Origin of the sequence: Ravibacter arvi, from assembly GCF_039540405.1 — a bacterium.
Classification (GTDB): domain Bacteria; phylum Bacteroidota; class Bacteroidia; order Cytophagales; family Spirosomataceae; genus Ravibacter; species Ravibacter arvi.
Window position 1 is genome coordinate 246,605 of sequence record NZ_BAABEY010000020.1, and the last position, 25,653, is coordinate 272,257.

General features: G+C 49.7%; 26 protein-coding genes. 11 read left to right on the plus strand and 15 right to left on the minus strand.

Annotated features, from left to right (window positions below; genetic code table 11):
* The first annotated feature begins 42 nt into the window (after nucleotides 1-42).
* The 4 genes from ABD852_RS10995 to panB are packed head-to-tail and all read left to right on the plus strand — an operon-like array spanning nucleotide 43 to nucleotide 4,845.
* The gene (locus ABD852_RS10995) at nucleotides 43-1,827 is read left to right on the plus strand and encodes a tetratricopeptide repeat protein (RefSeq protein ID WP_345028647.1); all 1,785 of its coding nucleotides are present in this window, start codon (nucleotides 43-45) and stop codon (nucleotides 1,825-1,827) included.
* On the plus strand, nucleotides 1,820-2,620 hold the full coding sequence (lolB1, locus tag ABD852_RS11000; RefSeq protein ID WP_345028648.1) for a lipoprotein insertase outer membrane protein LolB1: 801 nt from the start codon (nucleotides 1,820-1,822) through the stop codon (nucleotides 2,618-2,620). Before ABD852_RS10995 ends, lolB1 begins: the two co-directional genes overlap by 8 nt.
* 19 nt (nucleotides 2,621-2,639) lie before the next feature.
* The gene (locus ABD852_RS11005; RefSeq protein WP_345028649.1) at nucleotides 2,640-3,968 is read left to right on the plus strand and encodes a murein hydrolase activator EnvC family protein; all 1,329 of its coding nucleotides are present in this window, start codon (nucleotides 2,640-2,642) and stop codon (nucleotides 3,966-3,968) included.
* 58 nt (nucleotides 3,969-4,026) lie between these two features.
* Nucleotides 4,027-4,845: a 3-methyl-2-oxobutanoate hydroxymethyltransferase gene (gene panB, locus ABD852_RS11010; RefSeq protein ID WP_345028650.1), complete on the plus strand. Its 819-nt coding sequence runs from the start codon at nucleotides 4,027-4,029 to the stop codon at nucleotides 4,843-4,845.
* 8 nt (nucleotides 4,846-4,853) lie between these two features.
* Here panB and ABD852_RS11015 read toward each other — a convergent pair whose 3' ends face one another.
* Together ABD852_RS11015 and ABD852_RS11020 are read right to left on the minus strand one after the other, a co-directional pair.
* Nucleotides 4,854-5,648, minus strand: coding sequence for a queuosine precursor transporter (locus tag ABD852_RS11015; protein ID WP_345028651.1), 795 nt, complete (start codon nucleotides 5,646-5,648; stop codon nucleotides 4,854-4,856).
* A gap of 38 nt (nucleotides 5,649-5,686) precedes the next feature.
* Complete coding sequence (locus ABD852_RS11020; protein WP_345028744.1) at nucleotides 5,687-6,931, minus strand: pyridoxal phosphate-dependent aminotransferase; 1,245 nt, start codon at nucleotides 6,929-6,931, stop codon at nucleotides 5,687-5,689.
* Between the two features lie 99 nt (nucleotides 6,932-7,030).
* On the opposite strand from ABD852_RS11020, the gene ABD852_RS11025 reads away from it, so the two are divergent.
* Nucleotides 7,031-7,450 carry an OsmC family protein gene (locus ABD852_RS11025; protein WP_345028652.1) on the plus strand — a complete coding sequence of 140 codons (420 nt, stop codon included), beginning with the start codon at nucleotides 7,031-7,033 and terminating at the stop codon, nucleotides 7,448-7,450.
* Between the two features lie 79 nt (nucleotides 7,451-7,529).
* Here ABD852_RS11025 and ABD852_RS11030 read toward each other — a convergent pair whose 3' ends face one another.
* From ABD852_RS11030 to ABD852_RS11065, 8 genes are all read right to left on the minus strand, one after another.
* Entirely contained in the window at nucleotides 7,530-8,003 is a 474-nt protein-coding gene (locus tag ABD852_RS11030) for a Spy/CpxP family protein refolding chaperone (protein ID WP_345028654.1), read from the minus strand.
* The gene (locus ABD852_RS11035) at nucleotides 7,987-8,460 is read right to left on the minus strand and encodes a hypothetical protein (RefSeq protein WP_345028656.1); all 474 of its coding nucleotides are present in this window, start codon (nucleotides 8,458-8,460) and stop codon (nucleotides 7,987-7,989) included. The genes ABD852_RS11030 and ABD852_RS11035 overlap by 17 nt, the downstream gene beginning before the upstream one ends.
* 98 nt (nucleotides 8,461-8,558) lie before the next feature.
* Nucleotides 8,559-9,101 carry an RNA polymerase sigma factor gene (locus ABD852_RS11040; protein ID WP_345028659.1) on the minus strand — a complete coding sequence of 181 codons (543 nt, stop codon included), beginning with the start codon at nucleotides 9,099-9,101 and terminating at the stop codon, nucleotides 8,559-8,561.
* A 104-nt stretch (nucleotides 9,102-9,205) separates the two neighbouring features.
* On the minus strand, nucleotides 9,206-10,162 hold the full coding sequence (locus tag ABD852_RS11045) for a transketolase family protein (protein ID WP_345028661.1): 957 nt from the start codon (nucleotides 10,160-10,162) through the stop codon (nucleotides 9,206-9,208).
* 80 nt (nucleotides 10,163-10,242) lie between these two features.
* Nucleotides 10,243-11,100: a transketolase gene (locus ABD852_RS11050; protein ID WP_345028662.1), complete on the minus strand. Its 858-nt coding sequence runs from the start codon at nucleotides 11,098-11,100 to the stop codon at nucleotides 10,243-10,245.
* 106 nt (nucleotides 11,101-11,206) lie between these two features.
* Nucleotides 11,207-11,656 (minus strand): thioredoxin-dependent thiol peroxidase, encoded by a 450-nt coding sequence (bcp, locus tag ABD852_RS11055; protein WP_345028663.1) that lies wholly within the window; start codon nucleotides 11,654-11,656, stop codon nucleotides 11,207-11,209.
* A 69-nt stretch (nucleotides 11,657-11,725) separates the two neighbouring features.
* The gene (locus tag ABD852_RS11060) at nucleotides 11,726-13,690 is read right to left on the minus strand and encodes a M23 family metallopeptidase (protein ID WP_345028664.1); all 1,965 of its coding nucleotides are present in this window, start codon (nucleotides 13,688-13,690) and stop codon (nucleotides 11,726-11,728) included.
* On the minus strand, nucleotides 13,691-14,302 hold the full coding sequence (locus ABD852_RS11065; RefSeq protein ID WP_345028665.1) for a fumarylacetoacetate hydrolase family protein: 612 nt from the start codon (nucleotides 14,300-14,302) through the stop codon (nucleotides 13,691-13,693).
* A gap of 172 nt (nucleotides 14,303-14,474) precedes the next feature.
* On the opposite strand from ABD852_RS11065, the gene ABD852_RS11070 reads away from it, so the two are divergent.
* A complete protein-coding gene (locus ABD852_RS11070; RefSeq protein WP_345028666.1) occupies nucleotides 14,475-15,173 on the plus strand; it encodes a C40 family peptidase in 699 nt (232 codons plus the stop codon).
* A 74-nt stretch (nucleotides 15,174-15,247) separates the two neighbouring features.
* Here the strand turns inward: ABD852_RS11070 and ABD852_RS11075 are convergent, their stop codons facing one another.
* Nucleotides 15,248-16,210 (minus strand): electron transfer flavoprotein subunit alpha/FixB family protein, encoded by a 963-nt coding sequence (locus ABD852_RS11075; protein ID WP_345028667.1) that lies wholly within the window; start codon nucleotides 16,208-16,210, stop codon nucleotides 15,248-15,250.
* Nucleotides 16,211-16,324: 114 nt separating this feature from the next.
* Nucleotides 16,325-17,062 (minus strand): electron transfer flavoprotein subunit beta/FixA family protein, encoded by a 738-nt coding sequence (locus ABD852_RS11080; protein WP_345028668.1) that lies wholly within the window; start codon nucleotides 17,060-17,062, stop codon nucleotides 16,325-16,327.
* A 92-nt stretch (nucleotides 17,063-17,154) separates the two neighbouring features.
* On the opposite strand from ABD852_RS11080, the gene ABD852_RS11085 reads away from it, so the two are divergent.
* Together ABD852_RS11085 and ABD852_RS11090 are read left to right on the plus strand one after the other, a co-directional pair.
* Nucleotides 17,155-17,484 carry a tetratricopeptide repeat protein gene (locus tag ABD852_RS11085; protein ID WP_345028669.1) on the plus strand — a complete coding sequence of 110 codons (330 nt, stop codon included), beginning with the start codon at nucleotides 17,155-17,157 and terminating at the stop codon, nucleotides 17,482-17,484.
* Nucleotides 17,485-17,568: 84 nt separating this feature from the next.
* Nucleotides 17,569-18,333: a sulfite exporter TauE/SafE family protein gene (locus tag ABD852_RS11090; protein ID WP_345028671.1), complete on the plus strand. Its 765-nt coding sequence runs from the start codon at nucleotides 17,569-17,571 to the stop codon at nucleotides 18,331-18,333.
* A gap of 14 nt (nucleotides 18,334-18,347) precedes the next feature.
* On the opposite strand, the gene gatC is transcribed toward ABD852_RS11090, so the two are convergent.
* A complete protein-coding gene (gene gatC / locus ABD852_RS11095) occupies nucleotides 18,348-18,635 on the minus strand; it encodes an Asp-tRNA(Asn)/Glu-tRNA(Gln) amidotransferase subunit GatC (protein WP_345028672.1) in 288 nt (95 codons plus the stop codon).
* A 145-nt stretch (nucleotides 18,636-18,780) separates the two neighbouring features.
* Between gatC and gatB the strand changes: the two genes are divergently transcribed.
* From gatB to proC, 3 genes are read left to right on the plus strand one after another with little or no spacing between them, the layout of a single operon-like run.
* Nucleotides 18,781-20,259, plus strand: coding sequence for an Asp-tRNA(Asn)/Glu-tRNA(Gln) amidotransferase subunit GatB (gene gatB / locus ABD852_RS11100; protein ID WP_345028674.1), 1,479 nt, complete (start codon nucleotides 18,781-18,783; stop codon nucleotides 20,257-20,259).
* A gap of 3 nt (nucleotides 20,260-20,262) precedes the next feature.
* Nucleotides 20,263-21,408, plus strand: coding sequence for a redoxin domain-containing protein (locus ABD852_RS11105; RefSeq protein WP_345028675.1), 1,146 nt, complete (start codon nucleotides 20,263-20,265; stop codon nucleotides 21,406-21,408).
* A gap of 17 nt (nucleotides 21,409-21,425) precedes the next feature.
* Nucleotides 21,426-22,232 (plus strand): pyrroline-5-carboxylate reductase, encoded by an 807-nt coding sequence (gene proC, locus ABD852_RS11110; protein ID WP_345028677.1) that lies wholly within the window; start codon nucleotides 21,426-21,428, stop codon nucleotides 22,230-22,232.
* Nucleotides 22,233-22,234: 2 nt separating this feature from the next.
* Here the strand turns inward: proC and ABD852_RS11115 are convergent, their stop codons facing one another.
* A complete protein-coding gene (locus ABD852_RS11115) occupies nucleotides 22,235-24,073 on the minus strand; it encodes a BamA/TamA family outer membrane protein (RefSeq protein ID WP_345028679.1) in 1,839 nt (612 codons plus the stop codon).
* A 169-nt stretch (nucleotides 24,074-24,242) separates the two neighbouring features.
* Nucleotides 24,243-25,577: a Gfo/Idh/MocA family protein gene (locus ABD852_RS11120; RefSeq protein ID WP_345028680.1), complete on the minus strand. Its 1,335-nt coding sequence runs from the start codon at nucleotides 25,575-25,577 to the stop codon at nucleotides 24,243-24,245.
* Nucleotides 25,578-25,653: the final 76 nt, after the last annotated feature.

A 25,653-nucleotide genomic window follows, 5' to 3' on the forward strand; every position in this document is an offset into this window, starting at 1 on the left:
GCTATTTCACCTGCCTGTCCTTCCAATCGGTACTCCCCAGCAATGCGCACAGAAGGTCCGGCCGGTTCTTTTTTTAGTTTAACCGGAAGCCACTCCAGGCTGCTGCTGGTACTGTTTTGTGCCTTTGCAGGGATTTTGCCGGTTCAAGGGCAAAAAACGGAAAAGAAGAAAAAAACAGAAACCGAAAACGCTGCTGCCACCCAAAAAACATCTTCGCTCAGAAGTGAAGAAGAATTGGTCATAGAGGGTATGAAGTACATGGTGCGGGGAGAAACGGACCGTGCACTGGCGATTTTTGAAGAGTTGGCCGGTCAGGCTCCTCAAAGTGCGACCGCTCATTATTTGCTGGCGACCGCACAGATCAAGCTCAATAAACCTGACGGCATTGAATCCGCAAAAAGGGCGTATGCGCTGGATAAGAGCAACGTATATTTTGGAAAGTTTTTGGCCGAAAACCTGGCAACCCAGAAAAAATACAAAGAAGCGGCGGTAGTCTATGAAGAAATACTAAAAATCGACCCGAACAATCTCCAGTACAATATGGAGCTGGCCGCTGTCTATTTTTTCTCAGACGAGCTGGAAAAAGCCATTTCTGCCTATGACCGGCTGGAAAAGAACATCGGCGTAACCGAGGAAATCTCTAAGGAAAAGCAGAAGCTTTACCTCCGACAGAACAAACTCGACAAAGCTATCGATGAAGCAAAAAAACTGATTGATTCGGACCCCGGCGAATCCTACTACTATGTGGAGCTCGCTGAATTGTACAGCGCCAACAATATGCTCGACAAGGCGACTCCTGTTCTCCAGGAAGCGCTCCGTATCAACCCGGATGAAGCCCAGGCCCATCTCCTGCTGGCAGATATCTACCGCAGGAACGGAGAAACAGAGAAGTGCAACCGTGAGCTTCAACTGGTATTCAGCAATCCCAATTTCGACCTTTCCCCGAAAATCATGGTGATGAAGGGCTATCTGGCAATGCTGAAAGCAAACGATGACCGGTCCGACGCAATTCACCTGTTGAAATTACTCATTGAAACCCACCCCAATGAGCCCAACCTATATGCCTGGTATGGCGATCTGTTGGTGCAAACCAACCAAAAGCAAAAAGCCAGGGATTCATACGCCAAAGCGGCGCGCCTCAACGGGTCTACCTACGAAGTGTGGGCTGCCTTGTTACAAATGGACCTGGAACTGGGCGACTTTGACAGCCTGTTGGTTCATTCTGAAAACGCGCTCGAAGTCTTCCCCAACCAGGGCGTTTTCTGGTTCTTTAACGGAACCGCCAACCTGGTTAAAAAGAGTTACCAGGAGGCCGTTTCCGCCCTGGAGGAGAGTAAGAAGCTCGTAAACAGCAACCCAACCATGCAAAAGCATATTTATGCACAATTGGGCGATGCCTATAATGGCGTAAAAGCGCACGAAAAATCGGACGAGGCTTATGAATTTGTGCTCAAGGCAGATCCGGAAAATGACCATGTCCTGAACAATTACAGCTACTTTCTTTCGCTCAGGAAAGAAAAGCTGGATAAGGCGAATGAGATGTCGGCAAAGCTGGTCAAAAAATACCCCGGCAATGCAACCTACCTGGATACACATGCATGGGTACTGTATATGCAGAAAGACTATCAGGGGGCTAAAACATACCTCGAAAAAGCCTTGCAGGACCCCAAAAATATAAGCGCAACCATTCTCGAGCACTATGGCGATGTGCTGTCCAAACTCGGCGAACGTGACCGGGCGATACAACAATGGAAAAAAGCCAGGGAAATGGGCGAAAAAAGCGCCAATATCGACAAGAAAATTGCTTCAGGCACCGTATATGACTAAGCAACTTATTGTTTATGCCCTCCTTATAGCAGCCCTGTTGACCGGCTGTAAGCGCCGTCAACCCCAGAAACTACCTTCGCTCACCACCCCGGAAGACACCTTCACCCGGGTTGATTCGCTTCCGGACAGTCTCTGGGACCAGACCCCGTTCGGGCACCTCACTACACGTTCTAAAATCTGGATAACCAGCCAACGGCAGAATATTGACAATGCGGGGGTATCGTTCCGGGTAAAAAAAGACAGCGCCATATGGCTTTCGGCCAGCGTACTCGGGCTCGAAGTACTTCGGGGTATTATTTCGGTCGAAGGTGTGCGGATCATCGACAGGGTAAATAAGATCTACCTTGACGCCAACTATGCCACGCTCGCGGGTAAGCTGGGTTTCCCCCTGGACTATCCGTTATTACAGAGTTTCTTCCTCGGGGAAATCCCCCGGTACCCCTCGCAAAAATTTTCGGTCAGGGAACAACCCGGAAAGGTCTTCGTCAGGCAGGACGATGGTTTTCTGGCCGTTTACAACGTCATAGAGCAGGCAATAGGAAAAACCAGGAGCATGGAAGCAATAGACCTCAAGACAAATAACCGGGCCATAGCCAATTTTGACGATTTTTTAACGGTAGACGCACGTTCAATCCCCTACAAAGTGACCTTGAACCTGTCCGTCAAACCCCATACACGGTCGGAATCGGCCCAACAGATTGCCATACGTCTCCAGCACACCAGCGTCAGTATAACGGACAGCGCCCTGGTGTTCCCCTTTCAGGTTCCAATTAACTACAAAAAAGCCTTTTAATTTTAAAACCTGATTAACTTTGCCAAAAAACAAGGAGGTCTTCTGCCCTATGCATTTTTATAAAAAGCTGATAAGCCTGTTCCTTCTGTGCGCTACCCTGTCAGTCGGCTTTTTCGGTGCCGCTCTCGGACAAACCAACCGCGAACAGCTGGAGAAAGACAAAAAAGCGAACCAGGACAAGATCAAACAGATACAAAGCGTACTCAAAAAGACTTCTTCCCAGAAGAACGTCAATATGAAGCAGCTGCAGGTGATCAATTCGCAGATTACAGCGCAACAAAAACAAATCGGCCTGCTGAACGACGACCTCAAATTACTTGACAATGAACTTCACACGCTCGGAATTGAGCGTAGAAAGCTTGACCAGGACCTGGAAAAGCTAAAAAAAGAGTACGCCAAAATGATCTACGAGGCATCCAAGCGGATGAACACCCTCAATAACCTGATCTTTCTTTTTTCGGCAAATACTTTCAACCAGTTTGTGCTAAGGTACAAATACCTCAAACAATATACCGACGCCCGACAAAACCAGGCTTCACAAATGGAAGCTTTGAAAGTTCAAATAGCGGCCCAGCAATCACGCATTACCTCTAAGAAAGACCAGCAAAAAGTAATTCTGAGCGACAGGATGTCGGAAGCGCAAAAGCTTACCGTCATGCAGACACAAAAAAACACGGTAGTAACCGAGCTTTCCAAACAGGAAAAAGAGCTGCGTGTCGAACTGGCCAAAAGCAGGCAACAGGCCGCGATGCTGGAAAAAAACCTAAAGGAAATAATAGAACGGGAACGTCGTGAGCGCCTCGCCCGGGAAAAAGCCGCACGGGAAAAAGCCGAAAGAGAACGTGCAGAACGGGAAGCCCGCGGGGAAGCGCCTAAACCCGAAACAGAAGCCGAAAAACTGGATTTAAGCGGCATGACAGACGAAGAAGTCAAGCTGGCCTCTTCCTTTACCGCTTCTAAGGCGAGGCTTCCCTGGCCGGTCCGCGGTTTCGTAACCGATCACTTCGGGCGCCAGGCTCACCCGGTCTTAAAAGGAATTATTGTTGACAATCTGGGGGTAGACATCCAGACCAACGCCGGCGAGCCCGTTAGGGCCGTTTATGACGGCCTCGTGCTGGATGTCAACAGCATGCCCGGCTATGGCTATGTAGTGGCCATTCAACACGGGGATTATATGACGGTGTATGCAAAATTACGCTCGGCATCTGTACGACCGGGCCAGCGGGTAAAGGCCCGTGACAATATCGGAGTGGTAGCCACCGACGGTGAAGGGACATCGGAACTACAGTTCCAGGTATGGCGCAACACCACCAAGCTCAACCCCGAATCCTGGCTGATAAGGCGTTAACAAACACTTCTGCCACACCTCCCCAAAGGCTATCTTTTACCATCTAGATCTCTGAAACATGTCTGTTCATAAAAAAGAAGTAAAACGCATCACCACTCATACCATCCAGGAAATGAAAATGCGCGGCGAGAAAATTTCATCGCTGACCGCTTATGATTATTCTCTGGCAAAACTGGTGGATGCCGCAGGAGTAGAAATTATCCTGGTAGGAGACTCCGCTTCAAATGTAATGGCCGGTAATGAGACCACCCTTCCCATTACCCTTGACCATATGATCTACCACGCAACATCGGTGGTACGCGCGGTAAAAAGGGCGCTGGTAGTGGTCGATCTGCCATTCGGCTCTTACCAGGGAAACTCGGCAAAAGCACTCGAATCAGCCGTACGGATTATGAAAGAGTCCGGTGCCCACGCGGTCAAACTTGAAGGCGGCGTGGAAATCAGGGAATCGGTTACGAGAATATTAAGCGCCGGGGTACCTGTAATGGGGCATTTGGGGCTTACCCCCCAGTCCATATACAAATTCGGGACCTACACGGTACGCGCACGTGAAGAAGCAGAAGCCGCGAAGTTAAAAGAAGATGCCGCCATGCTCGACGAAGTAGGCTGCTTCGCTGTCGTCCTGGAGAAAATCCCGGCAAAACTGAGCCAAGAAGTCACAGAAAGCATAAAAATCCCGACCATAGGCATCGGGGCCGGTCCCTATACCGACGGGCAAATCCTGGTCCTGCACGACCTCCTCGGCATTAACCGCGGGTTTAAACCCCGGTTTCTCAGGCAATATGCCGACCTCGCTACCGTGATCGAAGACGCCATTTCCAATTATGTGGTAGACGTAAAGGCGCAATCCTTCCCCAACGAGCAGGAATCTTATTGATCAGCTATTTATTGGTAAGAAGACTTTTCCGCGGCCCGGATCATCTTTTCGGCATTTTTCTCGCCCAGGTAGCGGTCTATCAGGAAATGTGCGATGTAAAGAAGTGGCGTCAGCAGGATTGCCACCGTGCCCTTGTAAAAGTAATTCACCATCCCTACCGCATAAATCTGTTTGAGCGACCAGTCCCCAAACACATAAAAGGCAATCCCGATCACGACGAAACTATCAACCAGTTGTGAGAACATGGTTGACCCGGTCGCCCGAAGCCAGATGTACCGGCCTCCGGTTGCTTTGCGCAGCCAGTTAAAAACCGAAATATCCAGGAGCTGCCCGATTAAAAAGGCAGTAATGGAGCCGAGCATAATACCCATTCCCTGTCTGAAAACCCTGGCGAAAGCTTCATTGATGTTGAATGCATTCCCCGCGTCGTCGACCGCATTCACATCCAGCCAGAACTGCGCAGGCGGCAACGCAGTAGCTATGTAAATCACCCCGAAAGTGTATACGATAAAACCGGCGGTCAGGAAGGATATTTGCTTAACCCCCTTCCTGCCGAAATACTCATTGATAATGTCGGAGGTAACGAATACAATGGGCCAGTTCACGACGCCTGCGGTCATGTTGAAATCGAGCTTTTGACCGCCCACGGGAATCTGGACCGGTGGCATCCCCAACAATTGCTCTACGGAAAAAATCTTCGAGCCCACTACCTCCGCTATCAGTGCATTGGTAAGAAATAAACCGCATAAAAACAGAAAAAGCCGTTGCTTTTTCTGTTCATAGTCTTTCAAATCCTGCGTCATGATGCAGACCGGAGGTTTAGGAAGCAAGTAGCAGATGCTCAGGAGAGCACTTCGTCCGCCGCAGGGACTGACAGCCTTCGCTTGGAATTCAAATAAGCTTCTATACGATCAATGGCCTCATTGATCTCGTCGATCGTCGGCAGGGTAACGATCCGGAAATGGTCGTTGCCTTTGTAGTTAAACCCGTTGCCCGGCACCATCAGTACCTTTTGCTCGACAAGCATATCATAGATAAACTGATCGTCATTACGGATGTCGAACTTGCTCAGGTCAATTTTCGGGAACAAATAAAGTGCTCCGCGGGGTTTCACACATGAAATCCCGTCGATGGCGGTCAACCTGTCGTAAATCAGGTTGGTTTGTTTATAGAGGCGCCCGCCCGGCATCACGAGCTCATTGATGCTCTGGTGCCCGCCAAGCGCGGTCTGTATACCAAACTGGGTAGGAACATTGGGGCACAGGCGCGCACTGGCCAGGAACAGAATCCCCTCAATATAAGACTTTGCGTATTGTTTTGCTCCACTGAGAATTAACCATCCGCCTCTTAGCCCCGCTGACCGGTAGTTCTTGGACAGCCCGCCAAAACTTACGCAAAGCGTTTCTTTGACAAAGGTTGCCGTGGGGTAGTGCGCCGCGCCGTCAAAAAGTATTTTATCATAAATTTCATCACTGAAAACTATCAGCTTGTGCGTTTCGGCAATTTCAGCGATTGCCTGCAAGGTTTCCTTGCTGTAAACGGCGCCGGTAGGGTTATTGGGGTTAATAATCACGATGCCCTTGGTTCTCGGCGTAACCTTGGCAAGAATATCCTGGATATCGGGGTTCCAGTCAGCCGCTTCGTCACATTCGTAATGAACGGGCACTCCACCGCTCAACGAGACCGACATGGTCCAAAGCGGATAATCGGGGGAAGGTATCAATATTTCGTCACCCGGGTTCAAAAGCGCCTGCATCGAAAGCAAAATCAACTCGCTTACACCATTTCCGATAAAAATATCAGTAATGCCTACCTCCTCTATACCTTTTGTCTGGGCATAATGCATCACGGCTTTCCGCGCGGAAAAAATACCGCGGGAGTCGGAATACCCCTGGGCATTCCGCATATTCATGATGATATCGTGCACGATTTCATCCGGGGAATCAAAACCGAAAGCCGCCGGATTGCCGATATTCAAGTTGATAATCTTGTAGCCCTGGCTTTCCAGCTCAAGGGATTTCTGATAAACCGGCCCTCTGATATCATATTTCAGGTGTTCCAGCCGCTCCGCTTTCTTGAATTCCATAGACAAATGGTTCTCCGTTTGTATTTTTACAAAAATAGGTATTTGGATCATTCCAGATACCGGTATAATACTTATTCATTCACCAAACTTACCACGATTATGATCAACAGGAAAGCGAATGCCATTTGGAACGGTACCGGGAAAGAAGGAAAAGGGACTGTCAGCACGCAAAGCGGCGTTCTTGACAAAGTTCAATATTCTTTCAACACACGCTTTGAATCGGGGATTGGCACCAACCCGGAAGAGCTGATAGCCGCCGCCCACGCCGGCTGTTTTGCCATGAAGCTCAGCTTTGATCTGAATGCTGCCGGATATACCGCAGATGAGCTGAATGTAGCGGCGACGGTCTCGCTTGATCCGGCAAAAGGCGAAGTTGTAAAGAGTCACCTTGTTCTTACAGCCAAAGTAGACAGCATCGCGAACGAAGAATTCCAGAAGATTGCTGCTTCGGCAAAGGAAAATTGCCCTATTTCAAAGCTGCTGAAGGCTGATCTGAGCCTTGACGCCACGCTTGCTTAAAAAAGGAAGCCGACAGCCGTCAAAGAAGAACTCTTTCAACTGCTGTCGGCTTCTTACCGATATAACTGCTGAGGCGCTGTTACTCCCTTTTCCGGTCTAAGCGCTGCAGCAACATATCGTTAAACGACTTTTCTGCGCTTTCCAATTCAGTAAGCTGGGAGGGTGTGATAACCGTCAGGAATTTCTCCTGGTACTGTTTCTCCAGGTCAACCTCACGCTGCTTGAGCTCCTGTACTTCCTTCAGATTTTCAAGAGCGGCTTTATCAGTCAGGCCGCCGTCGCGCCTTTGATTGATGATTTTCCGCTGAGCCCGCCTTAAACCCCGTCTTTTTTCCGAATACTCCCGGTACATGGGCCAGAATTTTTCGGATTGCTCCGGGGTGAGTTTAAGCCGGTTGGAGATCATGCTCACTTTGGCGTCCTGGATCTGGCGCATCTCTTCCTCGGAACGCTGTGCGCTGGCCGACAAAGCCCCCGTACACAGCAGACCTATCAGCAGCAAAATCCTCGGCCCGCGCCGGTTCTTGAAAAAGTAATTATATAGCTTCATCATACATCGTGTTTTCCAGTAATTGTTCGCGAATAACCGACTCGTCCACTTCATCCAGCAACGGCAGAAGCGTCGACTCGTCGGAAAATGCCTTCTGGACTACATCCTGGCTCGCGAGATATTCATAGTCAAGGTCCTGAGACGCCAGGTAGGTCAGGATAGCCTCATCGCTTACGGCGGCCAGCTCATCAGGTCCGAGCGGACCTTGCCGCACCGGCAAAGTAAACCAAATCAGCCCGCCCACCAGCGCGATACTGGCTGCAACCGCCGGAGCCCGCCACCAACTGCCGAAGACATTACGCTTCGGCGGAACCGGAAGCGACCTGGTGCCCGCCTCGTTTTCCAGTCGGGCGGCATTTTCCATAATTTGCGAGGAGAGCGTATCAAAGTAACCTTCCGGAACCTGAAAAGGATGTTTACGCGCTACATTTCCCAAACTGATGCGTTTGCGTTCGTCCATGATTATTTCCGCTTTAACTATTTTATTGCATTAGACGCTGTCCGGCACCTGTGCATCCGATTGCATTCGTTTGTAAGACTTTTTAAAAAGTACAAGGTTTAATCTTCTCCGTTTAAAAAATCTTCGACCTTCTTGACGGCCCAATGGTAGGATGCCTTCAAGGCCCCCACCGAAGTACCGGTGATTTCCGAGATCTCGTCGTAAGGCAGCTCTTCAAAATATTTAAGGTTAAATACCAGTCTTTGCTTTTCAGGCAATTTCAGCAGGGCCTTTTGCAGCTTGAGCTGGATTTCGTCCCCGCCAATCAGCGGATCGGACTCCAGTTTGTCTTCAAGCTCTCTTTCCACGTCTTCAAGAGGAACCTGGAGTTTCCGCTTTTTTTTATTTAAAAAATTAATCGATTCATTGGATGCGATCCGGTACAGCCAGGTATACAATTGCGACTCGCCACGAAAACTGTCAATACCGTTCCAGGCTTTAATAAAAACTTCCTGGGTCACGTCGTTGCTGTCGTCGTGATCAATGACCATCTTCCGCACCATCCAATACACTTTCTGGTGGTACCTTTTGACCATTTCATTGAAGGCTTTTGTCTTACCGCCTTCCGCCCTGAAAAGTGTTAGTAATTCCTGGTCGGTCATCCTAATATATAAACTGCCAACGTTTGTTGCGTTGGCAGTTCTGAACTTTCAGCAAAATTAACAGGATTTGCGAATTAATTCTATCCGCCCACCCGCTTCGATTCTTACCCTCTTCTGGCAATAGCCTTCCGTGCAGCTTCCACAATATTCTGCGCCGTCAGACCATATTTCTGCATCAATTGGTCAGGCGTTCCGCTTTCCCCGAAGCTATCGTTGACAGCCACATACTCCTGTGGTACCAGCAAATTCTTGATCAAAACCTGTGCCACACTGTCGCCCAGACCGCCCAGGCGGTTGTGCTCCTCTGCAGTTACTACCGCTCTCGTTTTCCCTGCAGACTTCAGGATCGCTTCTTCGTCAAGCGGCTTAATGGTATGAATATTGATAATTTCAGCATCAATTCCTTCCTGCTCCAGTATTTCACCCGCCAGAATGGCTTCCCAAACCAGGTGGCCGGTAGCAAAGATGGATACGTCTTTCCCCTCGTTTACCGTCCAGGCCTTACCGATTTCAAATTTCTGATCTGCAGGCGTAAAAACCGGGACAACGGGCCGTCCGAAACGAAGGTAAACTGGTCCTTCGTAGTCTGCGATTGCGATGGTGGCAGCTTTGGTCTGGTTATAATCACAAGGATTGATCACGGTCATGTGCGGCAGCATTTTCATCAGGCCGAGGTCTTCCAGTATCTGGTGAGTAGCCCCGTCCTCGCCGAGCGTAAGCCCCGCGTGAGACGCACATATTTTTACGTTCTTGCCTGAATAAGCGACGCTTTGCCGGATCTGGTCGTACACACGGCCGGTGGCAAAGTTGGCAAATGTGGATGCAAACGGGATTTTCCCGCCAATTGTAAGCCCGGCCGAAATACCAATCATGTTGGCTTCGGCGATACCGGTCTGGATAAAGCGCTCCGGATTGTCCCTTATAAAGGCTTCCAGCTTCAGAGATGCCACCAGGTCGGCGCAAAGTGCTACTACGTTAGGATTTGTATTTCCCAGGACCTCCATCCCGGCGCCAAATCCCGAGCGGGTGTCTTTCTTTTCGGTATATGTATACTTCTTCATGATCGGTTTCAAAAAAAATCAGGACCTGCTAAACGGTTCTCCTGACGGGTGAACAATTATTGGTTTGAGAATGCCCCGGTTCAATAGTCGCCTAAAGTCTCCGGTAGTTGTGCCAGGGCAACTGCAAGCTGCTCATCATTGGGAGCCGCGCCATGCCATTTGTGTGTTCCCATCATGTAGTCTACACCGTAGCCCATTTCGGTATGCAAAATTACGGCAACGGGTTTTCCTTTCCCGGAAGCTGCGCGGGCACGGTCAATACCTTCCAGAACCGACGGCATATCATTGCCTTTCGCCAGCTCAATCACTTCCCATCCAAATGCTTTGTATTTCTCTGCCAAATCCCGGTTGTCGAGTACGCTTATCGTAGGTCCGTCAATCTGCTGGCCATTATAGTCAATAAAGGCAATCAGTTTATCCATTTTGTGGTGGGGCGCAAACGCTGCCGCTTCCCAAACCTGGCCTTCCTGTTGCTCGCCGTCGCCCATCAGGACGAAAACGTTCGACTCATCCTTATTCAGTCTCTTAGCCAACGCTGCGCCTATTGCTACAGATAAACCCTGTCCGAGCGAGCCGGAAGCAATCCTGACCCCGGGCAGACCGTCATGCGTGGTAGGATGTCCCTGCAGGCGTGTGTTCAATTTTCTAAAGGTACCAAGCTCCGAAACGTCAAAATAGCCACGACGCGCTAACACACTGTACCAAACCGGCGAAATATGTCCGTTTGACAAGAAAAACAGGTCCTCTCCCTTTCCGTCCATCTCAAATGCAGGCTTGCCGTCCTTTTCCGCAAGTTTCATCTTCTCGAAATAAAGGGCTACTAGTAAGTCCGTACACCCGAGCGACCCGCCGGGGTGGCCCGATTTGCACCCATGAACCATACGGACGATATCCCTGCGGACCTGACTGGCAACATCTTTTAGCTGATTGATCTCCATTATAAATAGGTTACTTTATTTGCTAACTAACTGATTTACTTTACCTGTATGAAAAGCATTAACCCGACCCAGCCGTAATCCTCTCACCTCATTGCTCAGACCTCCGTTACCCCAGAATCTGACTGGTATGGTCCTTACTTTTTACCTTTGAGATTATTTCCAGGATCTTTCCTTTCTCATCAATGACAAAAGTAGTCCTAAAAACGCCCATATAGGTTCGGCCATACATCTTTTTCTCGCCCCAAACACCGTATGCCTCTATCATACGCCGCTCAGTATCTGCTAAAAGCGGAAATGGCAACTCGTATTTGGCGATGAACTTCCGATGTGATTTTTCGTCATCCGGGCTCACCCCTAGGATCTTGTACCCCTGCTTCAGCAGGGCCTCATAGTTGTCCCTCAGATTACAGGCCTGGGTGGTACACGTAGGAGTTGCATCCTGGGGGTAAAAATACAAAACGAGTTTACTTCCCCGAAAATCCGACAATTTTACCCAGTTTCCATCCTGGTCCTTTTCTCTGAAATCAGGTGCTTTTTCACCTACCGACGGCATCATTATCCTTAATTATACAATATTCTGCCCTTTCGGGTCTATCATCAATAAAAAAATTGCTTCCAGGAAAACCTACCTCCTTGATTTTGACCTGGTCTTCCGGGGCGGCGGCTCCGCAATCGGCGCTTTCACAATGGTAATATTTCCTGCCCGGTCGGTGACCTCCAACTCCAGCTCTCCTTCGAAAGGCACTGCATCCTCTATCTTTTCGGACCAGATGAGATTACGCTTGTACTCATAATTCATCAAAACCCATGTCCCGTTTACTTTGGCCTTAAAGCTGGCGATACCGGACAGGTTGTCTGCAATCCTGGCACTGATCATTTTCGGCGTGCTCTGCAGCAACCTGACCTGCGGCGGTTCGGCATCCGCCATGGGGTAGAACGTGCCAAGCTCGCGGGTGTCAAACCTGATGCCTTGTTCTGACCATTCGCCGCCAATAAACTGGTCCCTTCCGTTGACAAGACGATAAATATGCGTCTTTCCCTTCACATTTTCTTCCACGTCGGGACGATATGATACGGTAATCGGGCCCCGGAGCGGTTCGGTATAATCATTAATCTGCAGGGTATTGCCGACCCGGCAAACGTTCAAATAAAGTGTATCGAACAGGCTTCTGTCTCCAAAATCTATTATTGCGTCCTTCCCTTCATACCTCCGGGCAGCTCCCGGCGCAATCCTGCCCGCAAAATTCAACTTTTTAACGGAAGCGCCTATGCGAACCGAGTCGGGTAAGTGCTGTTTCAGACTCGCCAGGAAAACGGAACGACCACCGTCTTCATAGGCAGCCTTGAGCGGAATCTCCCGCCCGGACTCATAGAGTACACCCGTATTACCTGCTGCGGTCAGCTTGAGAATATGGCCGGAAACGTCGGTTGTTACCAGCTCCGTATTACCTTTTTGCGATGTTGCCGCCCTTAAGTCACTCTTTTCTCCGCTCAAAATAAAACGCAATCCGCTCCAGTTTTCAAATGAATCAAATATCTTGATTTCAACGGTATGGGATAGTGTGTCATTCAACCGAATTTTTCCTCTTCCCGCGTCGGTCTTATAAATATCAAGCTTATTCCCCTCCGGGTTATAGCATTTGTAGTACCGTTCCCAATCTGCTACACGCGCTTTGTAGTTGATCAGGTAGTTATAATCGCGCGCTACATCTATCGGGAACTTTTCCATATTGAAGGCAAACACCTCCTTCCCGTCAATCCTGACCTCAATGCAATTGAGGCCATAGTTGAACCCCGTTCCATCCATCCTGTCAAAGGCCTGCAATTCGAGGCCCAATACCCCGGCAGCACGAATGGTGTCCTTAATTGAAACCCATCGTCCTTCCTCTCCGGTTCCGGGTTTAGGTTTGGGGTCCGGCCTGAAAGCCTGCCGGTCAATGCGCCCGTTTACCCGGCTGTCCATATCAAGGGGGCTTAGCGCAATGCTCACAAAGCGGGGCGGTGTGGTATCCTTTATCTCCGGGAAATTAAAGAAAAGCGGGTTCAGACAATTGTCGCGCGAGTCCCGGATTTCAAAATGCAGATGTGGACCTTCGGAACCGCCCGTATTCCCGGATATCGCAACCAATTGTCCCTTTGAGACCGGAAATCTCCCCTCCTCGGGGGTCAGGTTTATTTCAAACGACTGCTGTTTATATTGTTCCGCGCGTACATACTGGTCAATCTGGTCGCTGAACCGCATCAGGTGTGCGTAAACGGTCGTCATACCGTTGGGGTGCCTGATATAAAGCACCTTTCCATACCCACTCCTTTGAACCGCTATTTTTGATACAAACCCCTCGGCAGCAGCCGTTATCGGAAGTCCTTCTTTCTGCCGTGTGCGCACATCGATGCCGGCATGGAAGTGATTGGTACGAAGATCGCCCAATGCACCGGAAAGTGAGTTAGGCTGCCCGGGATAAACCGGCAATGCAAAATAGTTAGCCGGGTAATTGGCTTTTTGCGCCGGAACCGGGTGAAAGACTGAAAGAATGGATAAGCCAACCACACAAGCGAACAAGCGCCGCATCAGACAAGAAAAAACAACCATTTACTTAATATTCAACCTTAACATTTCCGCCCCGTTCAGCTTTCCGATCAGCAAATCCCCGCTCTTTACCGCCCCCACACCCTTGGGCGTGCCTGTAAAGATCAGGTCGCCGGTCTTCAGGGTAAAGTATCGAGAAACAAAAGAAATCAGGTAGTCTATCCGATACAGCATCATGGAAGTATTCCCGATCTGCCTGGGTTCACCGTTGATCTCAAGCGAAAAATCAAGTTGCTGCAGGTCTCCCAGATCGTTTTTTGAAATAAAGTCCGAAACGGGCGCCGAACCGTTGAAACCCTTCGCCAGCTCCCAGGGAAGCCCTTTCGCCTTCAGCTTACTTTGCAGGTCTCTCGCTGTAAAATCTATCCCGAGACCTATTTCATCGTAATACTTGCGGGCAAACTGCTCTTCAATATATTTGCCCATCCGGCTGATTTTGACCACCACTTCGATTTCATGGTGGATATCCTCCGAAAAATCCGGGATATAGAAGTCCTCTCCGGGCCGCAAAAGGGCGGAGTCGGGTTTCATAAAAATCACGGGGGCATCGGGCCGCTCGTTATTCAGTTCTTCAATATGGTCGGCGTAATTCCGACCCACGCAAACAATTTTCAACGATGATGGTTATCTGATTGGAAACTAGTGACAAAACTACGGAATGTAGCTGTTTTTAGAAAAAAATAGCGGCATTTTAACAAGGAGCGGCAATTTTTCGGCAAAACTTCGTTTTCTTTATGTTACCATACCTGCCAACTATTCAGTCGTCGCGACCAGCCTGGTATTGTCCATGAAAAGTTTTATCAGCACCAGATTATTTATACTTCTGTTATTTACGTTGACTTCCTGTGAAGTTTTTAAAACAACGCCCCGTTCGTCGCCGGAATACCGCGGCGCCGGAAGTAAAAACAAAAACAGTGTACACAAGAAAAAGCCTGGCGGCAGAAATGCCTCAGGTCGCCCTACTTTAGTCGGGAGCAGCAACCGAAATAAAACGCAGCCATCTTCCCGAACGGGCAACCGCGGCAACACACCGGCACGCACTACGCCCGAACCCCGTAAAAGTTTGGCTGTAAAACCTGCGGGTGAGTATGCGGCCAGCGTACCTGAGGTCGTTCAGATTGCCCGTACCTTCACCGGGACCCCATACCGGTCCGGCGGGAACGACAAGGCAGGGATTGATTGCTCCGGCCTGATCTGCCAGGTTTATACCGAAATGGGCATTAAAGTGCCGCGCATTTCCTGGCAACAATCCGAATTCGGCAACGAAGTGGAACAAATAAAGGACCTCCGTCCCGGCGATTGGATCTTTTTTGTCCCGGAAGGAGGTAAAGAAGGTTATGTCTCCCACTCGGGCATTATTACCGAAATCCGCGGCGAAGGCGACATTCTTTTCATCCATGCCTCTTCATCCCGCGGAGTTACTGAAGATAACCTGTTTTCCAATTATTTCAGAAACCGGTTTGTGAAGGCAATAAGGCCGTTTTGAGGAAATCGGATGTGGGAAGTCGGAAATCGGAAGCAAACGGAGCCGATTTCTGATTTCTGATTTCCGACTCCCCTCTATTCCCCTTTAACTGCTTTCGTCAATTTCGGCAGTATCTCGAAAACATCGCCCACGATTCCGTAATCGGCCGCTTTAAAGAACGGTGCTTCGGGGTCTTTGTTAATTACCACAATACACTTTGAGCCGTTTACCCCGGCAAGGTGCTGGATAGCACCTGAGATACCGCAGGCGATGTAGAGGTTCGGCGATACCTTTATTCCGGTCTGGCCGATATGCTCGTGATGAGGGCGCCAATCCAGGTCGGAAACCGGTTTGGAACACCCGGTTGCAGCCCCGAGCGCCGCTGCCAGGTCCAGGAGCGGCTGCCAATGCTCCGGCCCTTTCATACCTCTGCCGCCCGATACAATAATATCGGCATCGGTCAGGGAAATATCCGAGCCGGACTTTTCAACACCCGTCACACTGGCACGAAAGTCCTTATCTTCGAAAGACACCTCAAAAGGAGTTACCGTGGCCGTACCGGCGCCCTCCTGCACCTCGATCGCATTTTTTCGGACAGCGATAATTTTAACCGGCGTTTTTAACGCAACAGTTGCAAAAGCTTTTCCCGTATAAATGCTTCGCTTCACTTTGAAGCCGCCTTCCAGATCTGGAAGTTCCGTCGCACCGGAGACAATACCTGCCTTCAACCGCGCTGCCGATCTCGCCGCGACCGCGTCGCCGATGCCCGACTTCGCCAGTACGACAACCTCTGCCGCCGACTTTTTGACGGCCTGTACCAGCGCAGTCGCGTACGCCAGGCTATTTTCCTGGTTGAGCCGGGAATCCGCTACATGTAATACTTCGGAAGCGCCAAACTGCCCGGCTTTGGCCAATTCGCCGGTATTAACCTCTCCCAATGCCAGCGCCGTCACGGTTCCCCCGATTTTAGATGCAACTGCTGCTGCGTAGGCAATGGCCTCCTGGGACGTTTTCTTGATCGACCCCTTCTCTATTTCTAAAAAAACTAATACTGACATTTTCTGTTCTTGAGTTGATGACCCGTTCCGGAATAGCACCGCTCCTGTCCGCTTGCCTGCTCCCTGATGATCGCCCCGGGTCGGTGAATGATTTTGAATATCTTCGGCTCCCGGTTACAATACCTTGGCTTCCGTTTTCAGCAGCCTGATCAGCGTTTCCGCCTGGTCGGCCGGTATCATCTTGCAGGCTCCTTTCGCCGGCGGCAGCTCGTATCTTTCCAGAACGCTCATCTCATCGGTGGCCACGGGTGGAAGAACCTGGAGCGGCTTGGTTCTGGCCGTCATAATCCCACGCATATTGGGAATTTTCCACTCCGCAATCGGCTCCTGGCACCCCAGTACCAACGGAAGCGACGCTTGAAGAAACTCCTTTCCGCCATCTATTTCCCGTGTAAACCGGGCCGTGCCGCCCTCAATATCAAGTTTCATTACCGGTGAGTAGGACGGGATATCCAGCAACTCACCCACCAGGCCGTGCACGATACCACTGTTGAAATCTATTGATTCGCGACCCATCAGAATGAGGTCATATTGATTCTGGCGCGCTATGTGCGCGATTTGTTCCGCCACAAAAAAAGAGTCAACCGGCTCTGCATCTATCCTGATAGCGTCGTCAGCGCCAATTGCCAGCGCTTTCCTGATCTGCTGCTCCCCTTCGCCCGTCCCGACATTCAGTACTGTGAGCGTGCCGCCGGTTTGCTCTTTCAGCTCTACACCGCGCGCAAGCGCGTAGTCGTCATAGGGACCAATGATGTATTGAACACCTGTTTTATCCAGCCTGGTATTGCCGTCGGTAAACGCGATCCGGGCAGTAGTATCCGGCACGTTGGTGATACAAACGAGTATTTTCATGCTCCGCTGTTATTTGATTATAGGATCTGTCAACATAGATTGCGAATATAGTCAGAAAAAAGTAATTAGTATGCAAGCATAACATTTTATTTATGTCAACCCCTACACGACTTGAACTCCTGCTGGAATACTACCGGGAAGACCCCAACGACCCGTTTAATATTTATGCACTGGCGATGGAATACGCCAATACAGATCCTCAGAAAGCTTTGTATTACCTGGAGGGTTTGCTAAAGTGGCACCCAAACTATTTGCCGGCCTACTACCAGGCGGGGAAGCTCTACACTGATTCCGAACAATTCGACCAGGCACTTGAAACCTATCAATTGGGACAGAAACTGGCGGATGCGCTTGGCCAGGCAAAAACACTGGAAGAATTGAAACGGGCCGAGCGGATGCTACGGGATGAAATGGAAGAATAGCCCTAAAAATAGGATGCAACTTTTCGGGGTGCTGAAAGGGAAATCTTACATTCGCATCTTCAACTTTTTAACGAACCGCTCCGAGTGGAATTTCTACACCTGCCGGAAGGCCTCCTGCACGGCCGAACCGAGTATTTGCTTTTTTATACCTGCGCTGTGCTGATTGGCATGTCAAAAACCGGTATTCACGGGGTAGGAACGCTTTCTGTACCGATACTGGCTTATCTTTTCGGCGCCAAAGCGTCTACTGGCGTACTGCTCCCGATATTGTGCATTGCAGACGTTATGGCGGTCGTTTACTACCGCCGGGAGCTAAGACTGAAAAACATTTTCGGGCTTTTGCCGTGGACCGTTCTGGGGTTGATCCTGGCATTGGTGGTAGGCAATCATATTGCACCTTCGTCGTTTCGTGCCCTGATGGCAGTTTGTATCCTGCTCGGCCTGGTCGTACTCGTCTGGTCGGAACGGAAATCGAATATCGAATCGGTGACTTCGTCGAAATACTATTCGCCTTTCTTCGGCTTACTGGTCGGCTTTGCCACCATGATCGGGAATGCGGCCGGACCGATCGTCACGGTTTACCTGCTTTCCATGCGCCTGAATAAAATTGCATTTGTGAGCACCGGCGCCTGGTTTGTCATGACCGTAAATTTCATCAAGATGCCGCTCCAGATCTGGGTTTGGGACAACCTTGATCTTCCAACCCTGCTACTGGGGCTCACCACGATCCCGTTCATTGCCGTTGGCGCGCTGATTGGTATCAAGCTGGTAAAAATTCTTCCCGAAAAAGAATTCCGGCAGGCCATGATCATACTAACGGTCGTGGCGACATTGATGCTTCTTTATTGAGGCACAAAAAGGAGCTATTCAATCACCTTAGGCACTTTGATGTAGGCTTCGTTACGATCCGGAGCAAGCTCGAGGGCAACCTCGCGATCGAGGCTATTGAAGGCCAAATCTTCCCGCCAGATATTGTATTCACCGTTGATATGGGTCAGCGGTTCAACCCCTGTAGTATCTACTTCTGTCAACTGCTCCATCCAGTTCAGCACCTCGGCAAGTCCCGCAGCCAGCTCGGTTTCTTCTTCCGGTTTGACCTCCAATCTCGCCAAATGGGCTATCTTTTGTAACATTTCGGGCGTTATTTCCACTTCTCCGGCTATCGCTTTTAAGTTCCTTCTTTTTTGCGTGCAAAGTTAGAAAGTTTAAATCACCAAGCGACGATTCCGCTCCAATTTGTCTTTTTCCCTTCCGATGCCGGTCAAAAACGTTTTTTGTTGTATTTTTGAACCAGTTATGCATCAGAATAATTCTCAAAATCAGTCAGCCCGCGTATCCGATCGATACGAAACTGTGATAGGTCTGGAAGTACATTGTCAACTACTTACTGAATCTAAAATTTTCACTCCGGACGACAACCGCTTCGGTTCGGCGCCGAATACCAACATCGGGTTTCTTACGCTGGCTCTGCCGGGAACACTACCCCGGCTGAATAAAAAAACAATTGAACTGGGCGTACGTCTGGGGTTCGCATGCGGAAGTTCGATCAGCCGGACAACGATTTTTGATCGCAAGAACTATTTCTACCCCGATCTCCCCAAAGGATATCAGATTACGCAGGACAAGGCACCTATATGTGTTGGCGGTGGTGTAAAAATCACGAACCGGGAGGGAGAAGAAAAGACCATTCGTCTTCATCATGCCCACCTGGAAGAGGATGCGGGCAAATCGGTACATGACGGAAGCGAGACCGACACCCTCCTGGACTACAACCGGGCCGGCACCCCGCTTATCGAAATTGTTTCCGAGCCCGACCTCCGCTCGGCCGAGGAAACCGGGTTATATCTTACCGAGGTAAGACGGATCGTCCGGTACCTTGATATCAGCGACGGCAACATGGAAGAGGGTTCTTTCAGAGCGGACGTAAACATCTCGCTGAGACTGGTTGGCGCAAGCGAATATGGCACAAAGGTGGAGATCAAAAACATGAACTCCATCCGGAACATCATGCGCGCCATTGAGTACGAACAGTCCCGGCAGGCAGATTTACTGGATAAAGGGGAAAAGATTGTGCAGGAAACCAGAATGTACGATGTAGACAGGGAACGGACCTACGGAATGCGGCTGAAGGAGACCCTCAATGACTACAGGTACTTCCCGGATCCGGACCTGAGCCCGGTCGTCCTGTCAGACGAGTGGCTTGCAAAAATCAGGAGTGAAATGCCCGCGCTTCCCTGGGAAGTAAAGGAAAGGTTCGTCTCGCATTACGGATTGCCGCAATACGATGCCGGGTTGCTGAGCGATGAAAAAGAGCAGGCGTTTTATTTTGAAGAAGTTTGCAAGCATTGTCAGCATTTCAAAACCGTTTCCAACTGGCTGATAGGCCCAATACGTTCCTACCTTAATGAAAATGGATTGAGTATTGCTGAATTCCCGATCCAACCGAAAACAGTGGCTGACCTGGTCGAACTGATTGAGTCGGGTGTCATTAACCACACCATCGCTACGCAAAAATTGTTTCCCGCATTACTGGAAAACCCGGAAAGTGCTCCCCAAGACCTGGCGCAGGCAAATAACTGGATCCAGAACAGCAATACCGGAGAACTTGAAACGTTGATAGAGCAGGTATTAAACGGCATGCCCGACAAGGTAGCCGCATATAAAAAAGGGAAAAAAGGGCTGATCGGTCTCTTTGTAGGCGAAGTCATGAAAAAGACCGGCAGTACAGCGGATCCCAAAGTCGTCAATCAGATTTTAAACGAAAAATTAGCATAGGGAATGAAAGGATCGTACCATCATTGGCTGCTTGCGTTATTGTTTTCCGGATGGTCGGCAGTAGCCGCTCAAGACGGCCTGCAACCCAAACCTTTTACGATCAAAGGCACTTTTAAAAACGGGGTGCCGGGAACAAAAGTTTATCTGCAGCTCGGCGCAACCCAACAACCGGTGGTCCTCGACTCCACCACGCTGGCAAAAGACGGCACGTTCAGCTTTACCCGGACAGAGGCAGATGGCGGAAACGTATACCAGATTAACCTGGCCAACCGGCAACGACTTAACTTCCTGGCGGAAGGCGGTGAGCAATTTACCCTCGCCGGCGATGCAAATGACAGTAATGAAGACGGGGTTCAGACTTCAGGCACCATTACCGGTTCTACCAACATGACGTATTACCACAAAATACTGCAACAGGTAGGTGGACTACGCGAAAAGGTAGCGCTGTGGAATACTGAATACGAAAAGGCAAGCCAGAAAAACGACCAGAAAAAAATCAACGAAATACAGGGCAATTTCGAAAAGGCAGAGCGGGAGCTGATGGCACAGATCAAAACCATGCTTCCCGAGATGGGCTCTTCTTTTATTGCGGTATTTACCGCAAACAACTTCCTAAACAGTCAGCAGGATCTGCCTGTTCTCGAAGCACTGGCCGATAAATTGCAGAAAGAAAATCCCAATCCGAAATATGCACAGGCATTTATTGCCGGCGTAAAACGAATCAAGGGGATCAGCGTGGGCGACCTGGCCCCGGAATTTTCACTGAGCGACCCTGACGGCAAGGCCGTTACGCTGTCATCGCTCAGAGGCAAATACGTATTGCTGGATTTCTGGGCATCCTGGTGCGGCCCCTGTCGCCGCGAGAATCCCAACGTAGTCAAACTTTATGACCGTTACAAAAGTAAAAATTTTGAGATCTACGGTGTTTCGCTGGACAAAGACAAGGAAAAGTGGATCCAGGCAATCAAAGATGATAACCTTACCTGGGTGCACGGCTCCGATCTGAAATACTGGAATTCCAATGTTGCGGCCATGTACGGTGTCAATGGAATACCCGCCACTTACCTGCTGGACCAGGAGGGCCGTGTTATTGCGAAAGACTTGCGGGGCGCTGCGCTGGAGAAAAAACTGGAAGAGCTCTTAAAATAGAAAACCCCTCTCCATAGATGAAAATTGCGATAGTTGGCTGCGGCAATATGGGCATGGCCTTTGCCAACGCTTTTCTGAAATATGACCTTGTTAAAACGTCCGACTTCCTGTTGGTCGAAAAAAGCCCGGACCGAATGGCGGGACTCCGTGAAAATTTCAGGCCTGGTGTGCTTACGGGCGTAATTGACACCCAGGTAGGCGATTACGATTTGGTAATCCTGTCGGTAAAACCGCAGGATTTCAATACAGTCGGGGCCGCGCTGAAAGAAGTACTCAAGGAAAACCAGATTGTGCTGTCCATAATGGCCGGAATCGGCATTGAGCGCATTCAGACAACACTTGCTCACACCCGAATCGTCAGGGCTATGCCCAATACGCCAGCCATGCTGGGGATGGGTATTACCGCTTATACAGCTACTCCGGAAGTAGAAAACAGCCAGCTGAGAAAAGTAGAGAACCTCATCAATGCCACCGGCCGATCCGTATACCTGGAAAGTGAGGAAATGATCGATGCCGTGACCGCGTTGAGCGGCAGCGGTCCTGCTTATTTTTTCTACCTGGTTAAATCCATGATTGAAGCAGGGAAAAAGATGGGATTTGAGGATTCGGTTTCGGCATTACTCGTGAAACAGACCATGCTCGGTTCTTATCACCTCATCAATAATGCCGAGAAATCGCTCGATGAATTGATACAGGCCGTTGCCTCCAAAGGCGGCACTACCGAAGCCGCTCTGAAGCGTTTTGGCGAAGGCGAAATTGACGAAAACCTCCAGGAGGGCATTTTTGCCGCGCGGGACCGGTCACAGGAGCTCGCGAAGGGGTAGTCCTATCGGAAAGGCGTTATTTCAGGCGCCCCCATATCGAAATCCTGCAACCTCAGGGAGGTATGACCTGAGATCCGGAAACGCCAATCACTCGACAAGGTAGGGATATTGGGGTAGAAGCCCAGCCTGAATTCAATGGTATTAAAAGTAAGGTGCTCGTTTCTCAAACGCACCCCCAGGCCGTATGCCTGGTAGAGCTTCCCTTTCCAGAGCCGGTCGGTATTGGCTATCATGCCAAAATCTGCAAATACAAAATGCGCCGCCCGAAACCCGAGAAAGCTACCGGGGGAAAAAAGTACCGTTTCCATACCCATATTGAGCCGCTTTTTTCCGACCAGCTGATCGGAGAAGACGCCCCTGATGCCATATTCATCCGTCAGGTTGATGTATTCAAGCGCGTCCCGTCGAAACCCCTGCGTATAACGGAAATTCACAAATTGCCGGAACTGCGACAACCTTAAGTGCATCAAGGGTGTAAAGTAATTGACCGTCGTACTGATAACGCTCTGATGCAGTTTATTTAACTGCACATAACTTCCTGCATCCAACAAACCGTATAGGTAACCTGATTTTCCGGGTAAATACCCTCCCTTTGAGAAGCGGGCGCCAACGTATCCGCGACCACCGAATTCCGAATTATCCCTTCCGGCGGTAAAAGTCATCATGCTTCCGATCGGCACGTCTTCCGTTCGCCCGAAGCCAAAGATGAGAAGGTCTCGCTTGTAGTTCCGGTTAGAATAACCAACACTGAAAAGCAGGGTATTTTTATTCCAGAAAAGGCGATTACTATCTGCCGTAACCTGCGGGCGCTTCAGAAAGTGATTTTTATAGTATCGTGCGGCTACAACAATTCGTTTGTTTTGGTCATTGCGATTACGATTGAGCCGGAATGCCCGGCCGTACCAAATGTTGTAATAGCCAAACTGCGTGAGAAACGTAATAGTTTCCTTTACGTTGTCTGCCTCTTTCCGGTATTCCCGAACTTCTCTCAACCCGGTTTCAAAGGCGCCTGCATGCACGGTTTCGACAGACAGAAACGGTCGCGAAAACCTGAGAAAGGGCTGCTTCAGATCGCGTTCCCAAATTACCCCCATTTCACCTGTAATAAAGGTTCTTCCGATATAAGGCACCCTGTAAATCGCCCGCACGCCCAGTTGTTGCAAAGTATCTTCCGCTCTCCACCGGGCTGAAACAGTGTTCGAGTGGCTCCATCCCCGCACATTATGATTGGTAACACCGGCTCTGAAGTTATCAAAACCGCCAAAACTCCCTTCCGGTATAATCGGCCATACGTCCTGGGTCAACACCAGCACATCCACCCGGTTCAAGTCGTTTTCAATCGGAACTATTATGATACGCGCATCCAGAAGCACCTCACTCTGCCTGAGAATACGCTCGTTGTCCTTAAAAAGAACGGGGTCAACCAGGTCTCCTTCCGAAAAAAACAGCATGGAATTCCTGATCACCGACTCATTGGTATTGCGGTGCAGCTTATTGCTGACGAAACTTTGAAACTTATTGCTGACCCGATTGGTGTCATGCACCGAGGTCCCCAGCATATTCAACTGGCGGATGGTAATGTTCCGCACCGTCCAGCCTTCATAGGCCGCAAAGGGATTGGAATCTATGCTGACAACTTCCCCGGATTGCTTTTTTCTATTATAAACATCATTAAAAAAAAGCCTGTAAATACTCTTTGTAATCTTTCGTTTGTAAAAGCGCTCCTTTAAGCGGGTATAACGAATGCTGTCTTTTTCTGCAGGAGAAAGCTTAGGTTTCTCCTGACCATTCGCCCAACCACCGACACACAGGAACCCAAAAAGTAGCAACCACTTACCCATAAATCTGTCTCTGATATTAACAAATTTAGGTTTTTGCGGAAATATTCAACAGCCGGACCAGTTAAACTCTTTCCGGCTTACTTTAAAGATTGATGACTGTAAAGCAGATTCGACTCGCTATGCTGAATAACTTGCCCCATCCGAATGCATGCGAACACAATCGGACCAACTAAACCTTTGGCAACTTATAGCCGTTGTGGTAAGCTTTTTCCAGGTATTTGCGGTTCACGCCCTCATCGGTAAACCCTCCTTTTTCTTTGCTCCATGTTAACTTCTGGCCGGTTCTGTAACTTATGTTGCCCATTTGGGATACGGTCGCTACATGGGCGCCAGCCTCAATCGGGCATGTAAGTATTTCAGGCTTCCGGCGTTTTACCGCCTCTACAAAATTTACCCAGTGATTGTCTAACCCGTTGTCGCTCCGCTCCACGAATGGCATGCTTACTTTGCTCTTGGCTTGCTTTTCCTCAATTACCTCCCACCCGCTTCGATTTAGAATGAGCGTTCCGTTATTACCGATATAGGCGATTCCATGGTCCCGGCCATAAGAGCCGTTATCGATTCCCATAGCGGAGTCCCATACCATATTAAATCCGTCAAATTCGTAAAGCGTGGTCAGGGTGTCCGGGGTTTCTTCGTACAAGTCGGGATAGGCGAATCGCCCGCCTAGCGCGGCCACACTCTTAGGTAACTCAGCTTTCATTCCCAATAGTGCGTAATCGATCAGGTGCACACCCCAGTCGGTCATCAAACCTCCGGCATAGTCCCAAAACCATCGGAAATTAAAATGAAACCTGCTTTCATTAAACGGCCGGATCGGAGCCGGTCCCAGCCATTGTTTATAGTCTACTCCTTTGGGTGGTGCGCTGTCCGGTACAACCGGACCGGGTTTCATCCACCCCTGGTAACACCAAACCTTAACCGTACGAATATTCCCAAGCTGACCGCTTTGGACAAAGTCCACCGCGTCTCTGAAATGTTTCTGGCTCCTTTGCCACTGCCCGGCCTGCACCACCCTGTCGTAACGCTTCTGCGCCGCGACCATGCGTCGGCACTCTACTATTGAATTACCAACGGGCTTTTCTACATATACATCTTTCCCGGCTTCGCATGCGTGGATCATCTGCAAGGCATGCCAATGGTCCGGCGTACCTATAATCACAGCATCAACATCTTTGTCGTCCAGGAGCCGCCGGTAGTCATCATATTTCTTGACCCCGGAAGATGCCCCCACCTTTATCTTGTCGTAGTCCGACATCCGTTGGGCGATTACATTCTGATCGACATCACACACCGCGACCAGATTTACACCCGGTACTTTAACAGCGGCCCTGACATTGGACCACCCCATTCCTTTGATACCGATTGCCCCTATATTCAACTGATCACTTGGGACAGCCCCCTTTTTGAATAGTGCCAGCGCCGGACCATTCGCCGCGGCTCCCAGTAAGGCTCCCCCGGCAAGGAGAGATGTTTTTTTAATAAAGCTACGTCGGGTATTCATAAGGGAAGTCGTTAGGATAGAATAGTTATTCAGACAGTATGCTTACAAGAGAATAAAAACAAAAATAGATTTATTC

Bases quoted from the DNA above. Each gene is read 5' to 3' on its own strand.
- ABD852_RS10995 (WP_345028647.1), top strand. From the start codon at position 43: ATGCGCACAGAAGGTCCGGCCGGTTCTTTTTTTAGTTTAACCGGAAGC.
- lolB1 (WP_345028648.1), top strand. From the start codon at position 1,820: ATGACTAAGCAACTTATTGTTTATGCCCTCCTTATAGCAGCCCTGTTG.
- panB (WP_345028650.1), top strand. From the start codon at position 4,027: ATGTCTGTTCATAAAAAAGAAGTAAAACGCATCACCACTCATACCATC.
- ABD852_RS11015 (WP_345028651.1), bottom strand. From the start codon at position 5,648: ATGACGCAGGATTTGAAAGACTATGAACAGAAAAAGCAACGGCTTTTT.
- ABD852_RS11020 (WP_345028744.1), bottom strand. From the start codon at position 6,931: ATGGAATTCAAGAAAGCGGAGCGGCTGGAACACCTGAAATATGATATC.
- ABD852_RS11025 (WP_345028652.1), top strand. From the start codon at position 7,031: ATGATCAACAGGAAAGCGAATGCCATTTGGAACGGTACCGGGAAAGAA.
- ABD852_RS11030 (WP_345028654.1), bottom strand. From the start codon at position 8,003: ATGATGAAGCTATATAATTACTTTTTCAAGAACCGGCGCGGGCCGAGG.
- ABD852_RS11035 (WP_345028656.1), bottom strand. From the start codon at position 8,460: ATGGACGAACGCAAACGCATCAGTTTGGGAAATGTAGCGCGTAAACAT.
- ABD852_RS11040 (WP_345028659.1), bottom strand. From the start codon at position 9,101: ATGACCGACCAGGAATTACTAACACTTTTCAGGGCGGAAGGCGGTAAG.
- ABD852_RS11045 (WP_345028661.1), bottom strand. From the start codon at position 10,162: ATGAAGAAGTATACATATACCGAAAAGAAAGACACCCGCTCGGGATTT.
- ABD852_RS11050 (WP_345028662.1), bottom strand. From the start codon at position 11,100: ATGGAGATCAATCAGCTAAAAGATGTTGCCAGTCAGGTCCGCAGGGAT.
- bcp (WP_345028663.1), bottom strand. From the start codon at position 11,656: ATGATGCCGTCGGTAGGTGAAAAAGCACCTGATTTCAGAGAAAAGGAC.
- ABD852_RS11060 (WP_345028664.1), bottom strand. From the start codon at position 13,690: ATGGTTGTTTTTTCTTGTCTGATGCGGCGCTTGTTCGCTTGTGTGGTT.
- ABD852_RS11070 (WP_345028666.1), top strand. From the start codon at position 14,475: ATGAAAAGTTTTATCAGCACCAGATTATTTATACTTCTGTTATTTACG.
- ABD852_RS11075 (WP_345028667.1), bottom strand. From the start codon at position 16,210: ATGTCAGTATTAGTTTTTTTAGAAATAGAGAAGGGGTCGATCAAGAAA.
- ABD852_RS11080 (WP_345028668.1), bottom strand. From the start codon at position 17,062: ATGAAAATACTCGTTTGTATCACCAACGTGCCGGATACTACTGCCCGG.
- ABD852_RS11085 (WP_345028669.1), top strand. From the start codon at position 17,155: ATGTCAACCCCTACACGACTTGAACTCCTGCTGGAATACTACCGGGAA.
- gatB (WP_345028674.1), top strand. From the start codon at position 18,781: ATGCATCAGAATAATTCTCAAAATCAGTCAGCCCGCGTATCCGATCGA.
- ABD852_RS11105 (WP_345028675.1), top strand. From the start codon at position 20,263: ATGAAAGGATCGTACCATCATTGGCTGCTTGCGTTATTGTTTTCCGGA.
- proC (WP_345028677.1), top strand. From the start codon at position 21,426: ATGAAAATTGCGATAGTTGGCTGCGGCAATATGGGCATGGCCTTTGCC.
- ABD852_RS11115 (WP_345028679.1), bottom strand. From the start codon at position 24,073: ATGGGTAAGTGGTTGCTACTTTTTGGGTTCCTGTGTGTCGGTGGTTGG.
- ABD852_RS11120 (WP_345028680.1), bottom strand. From the start codon at position 25,577: ATGAATACCCGACGTAGCTTTATTAAAAAAACATCTCTCCTTGCCGGG.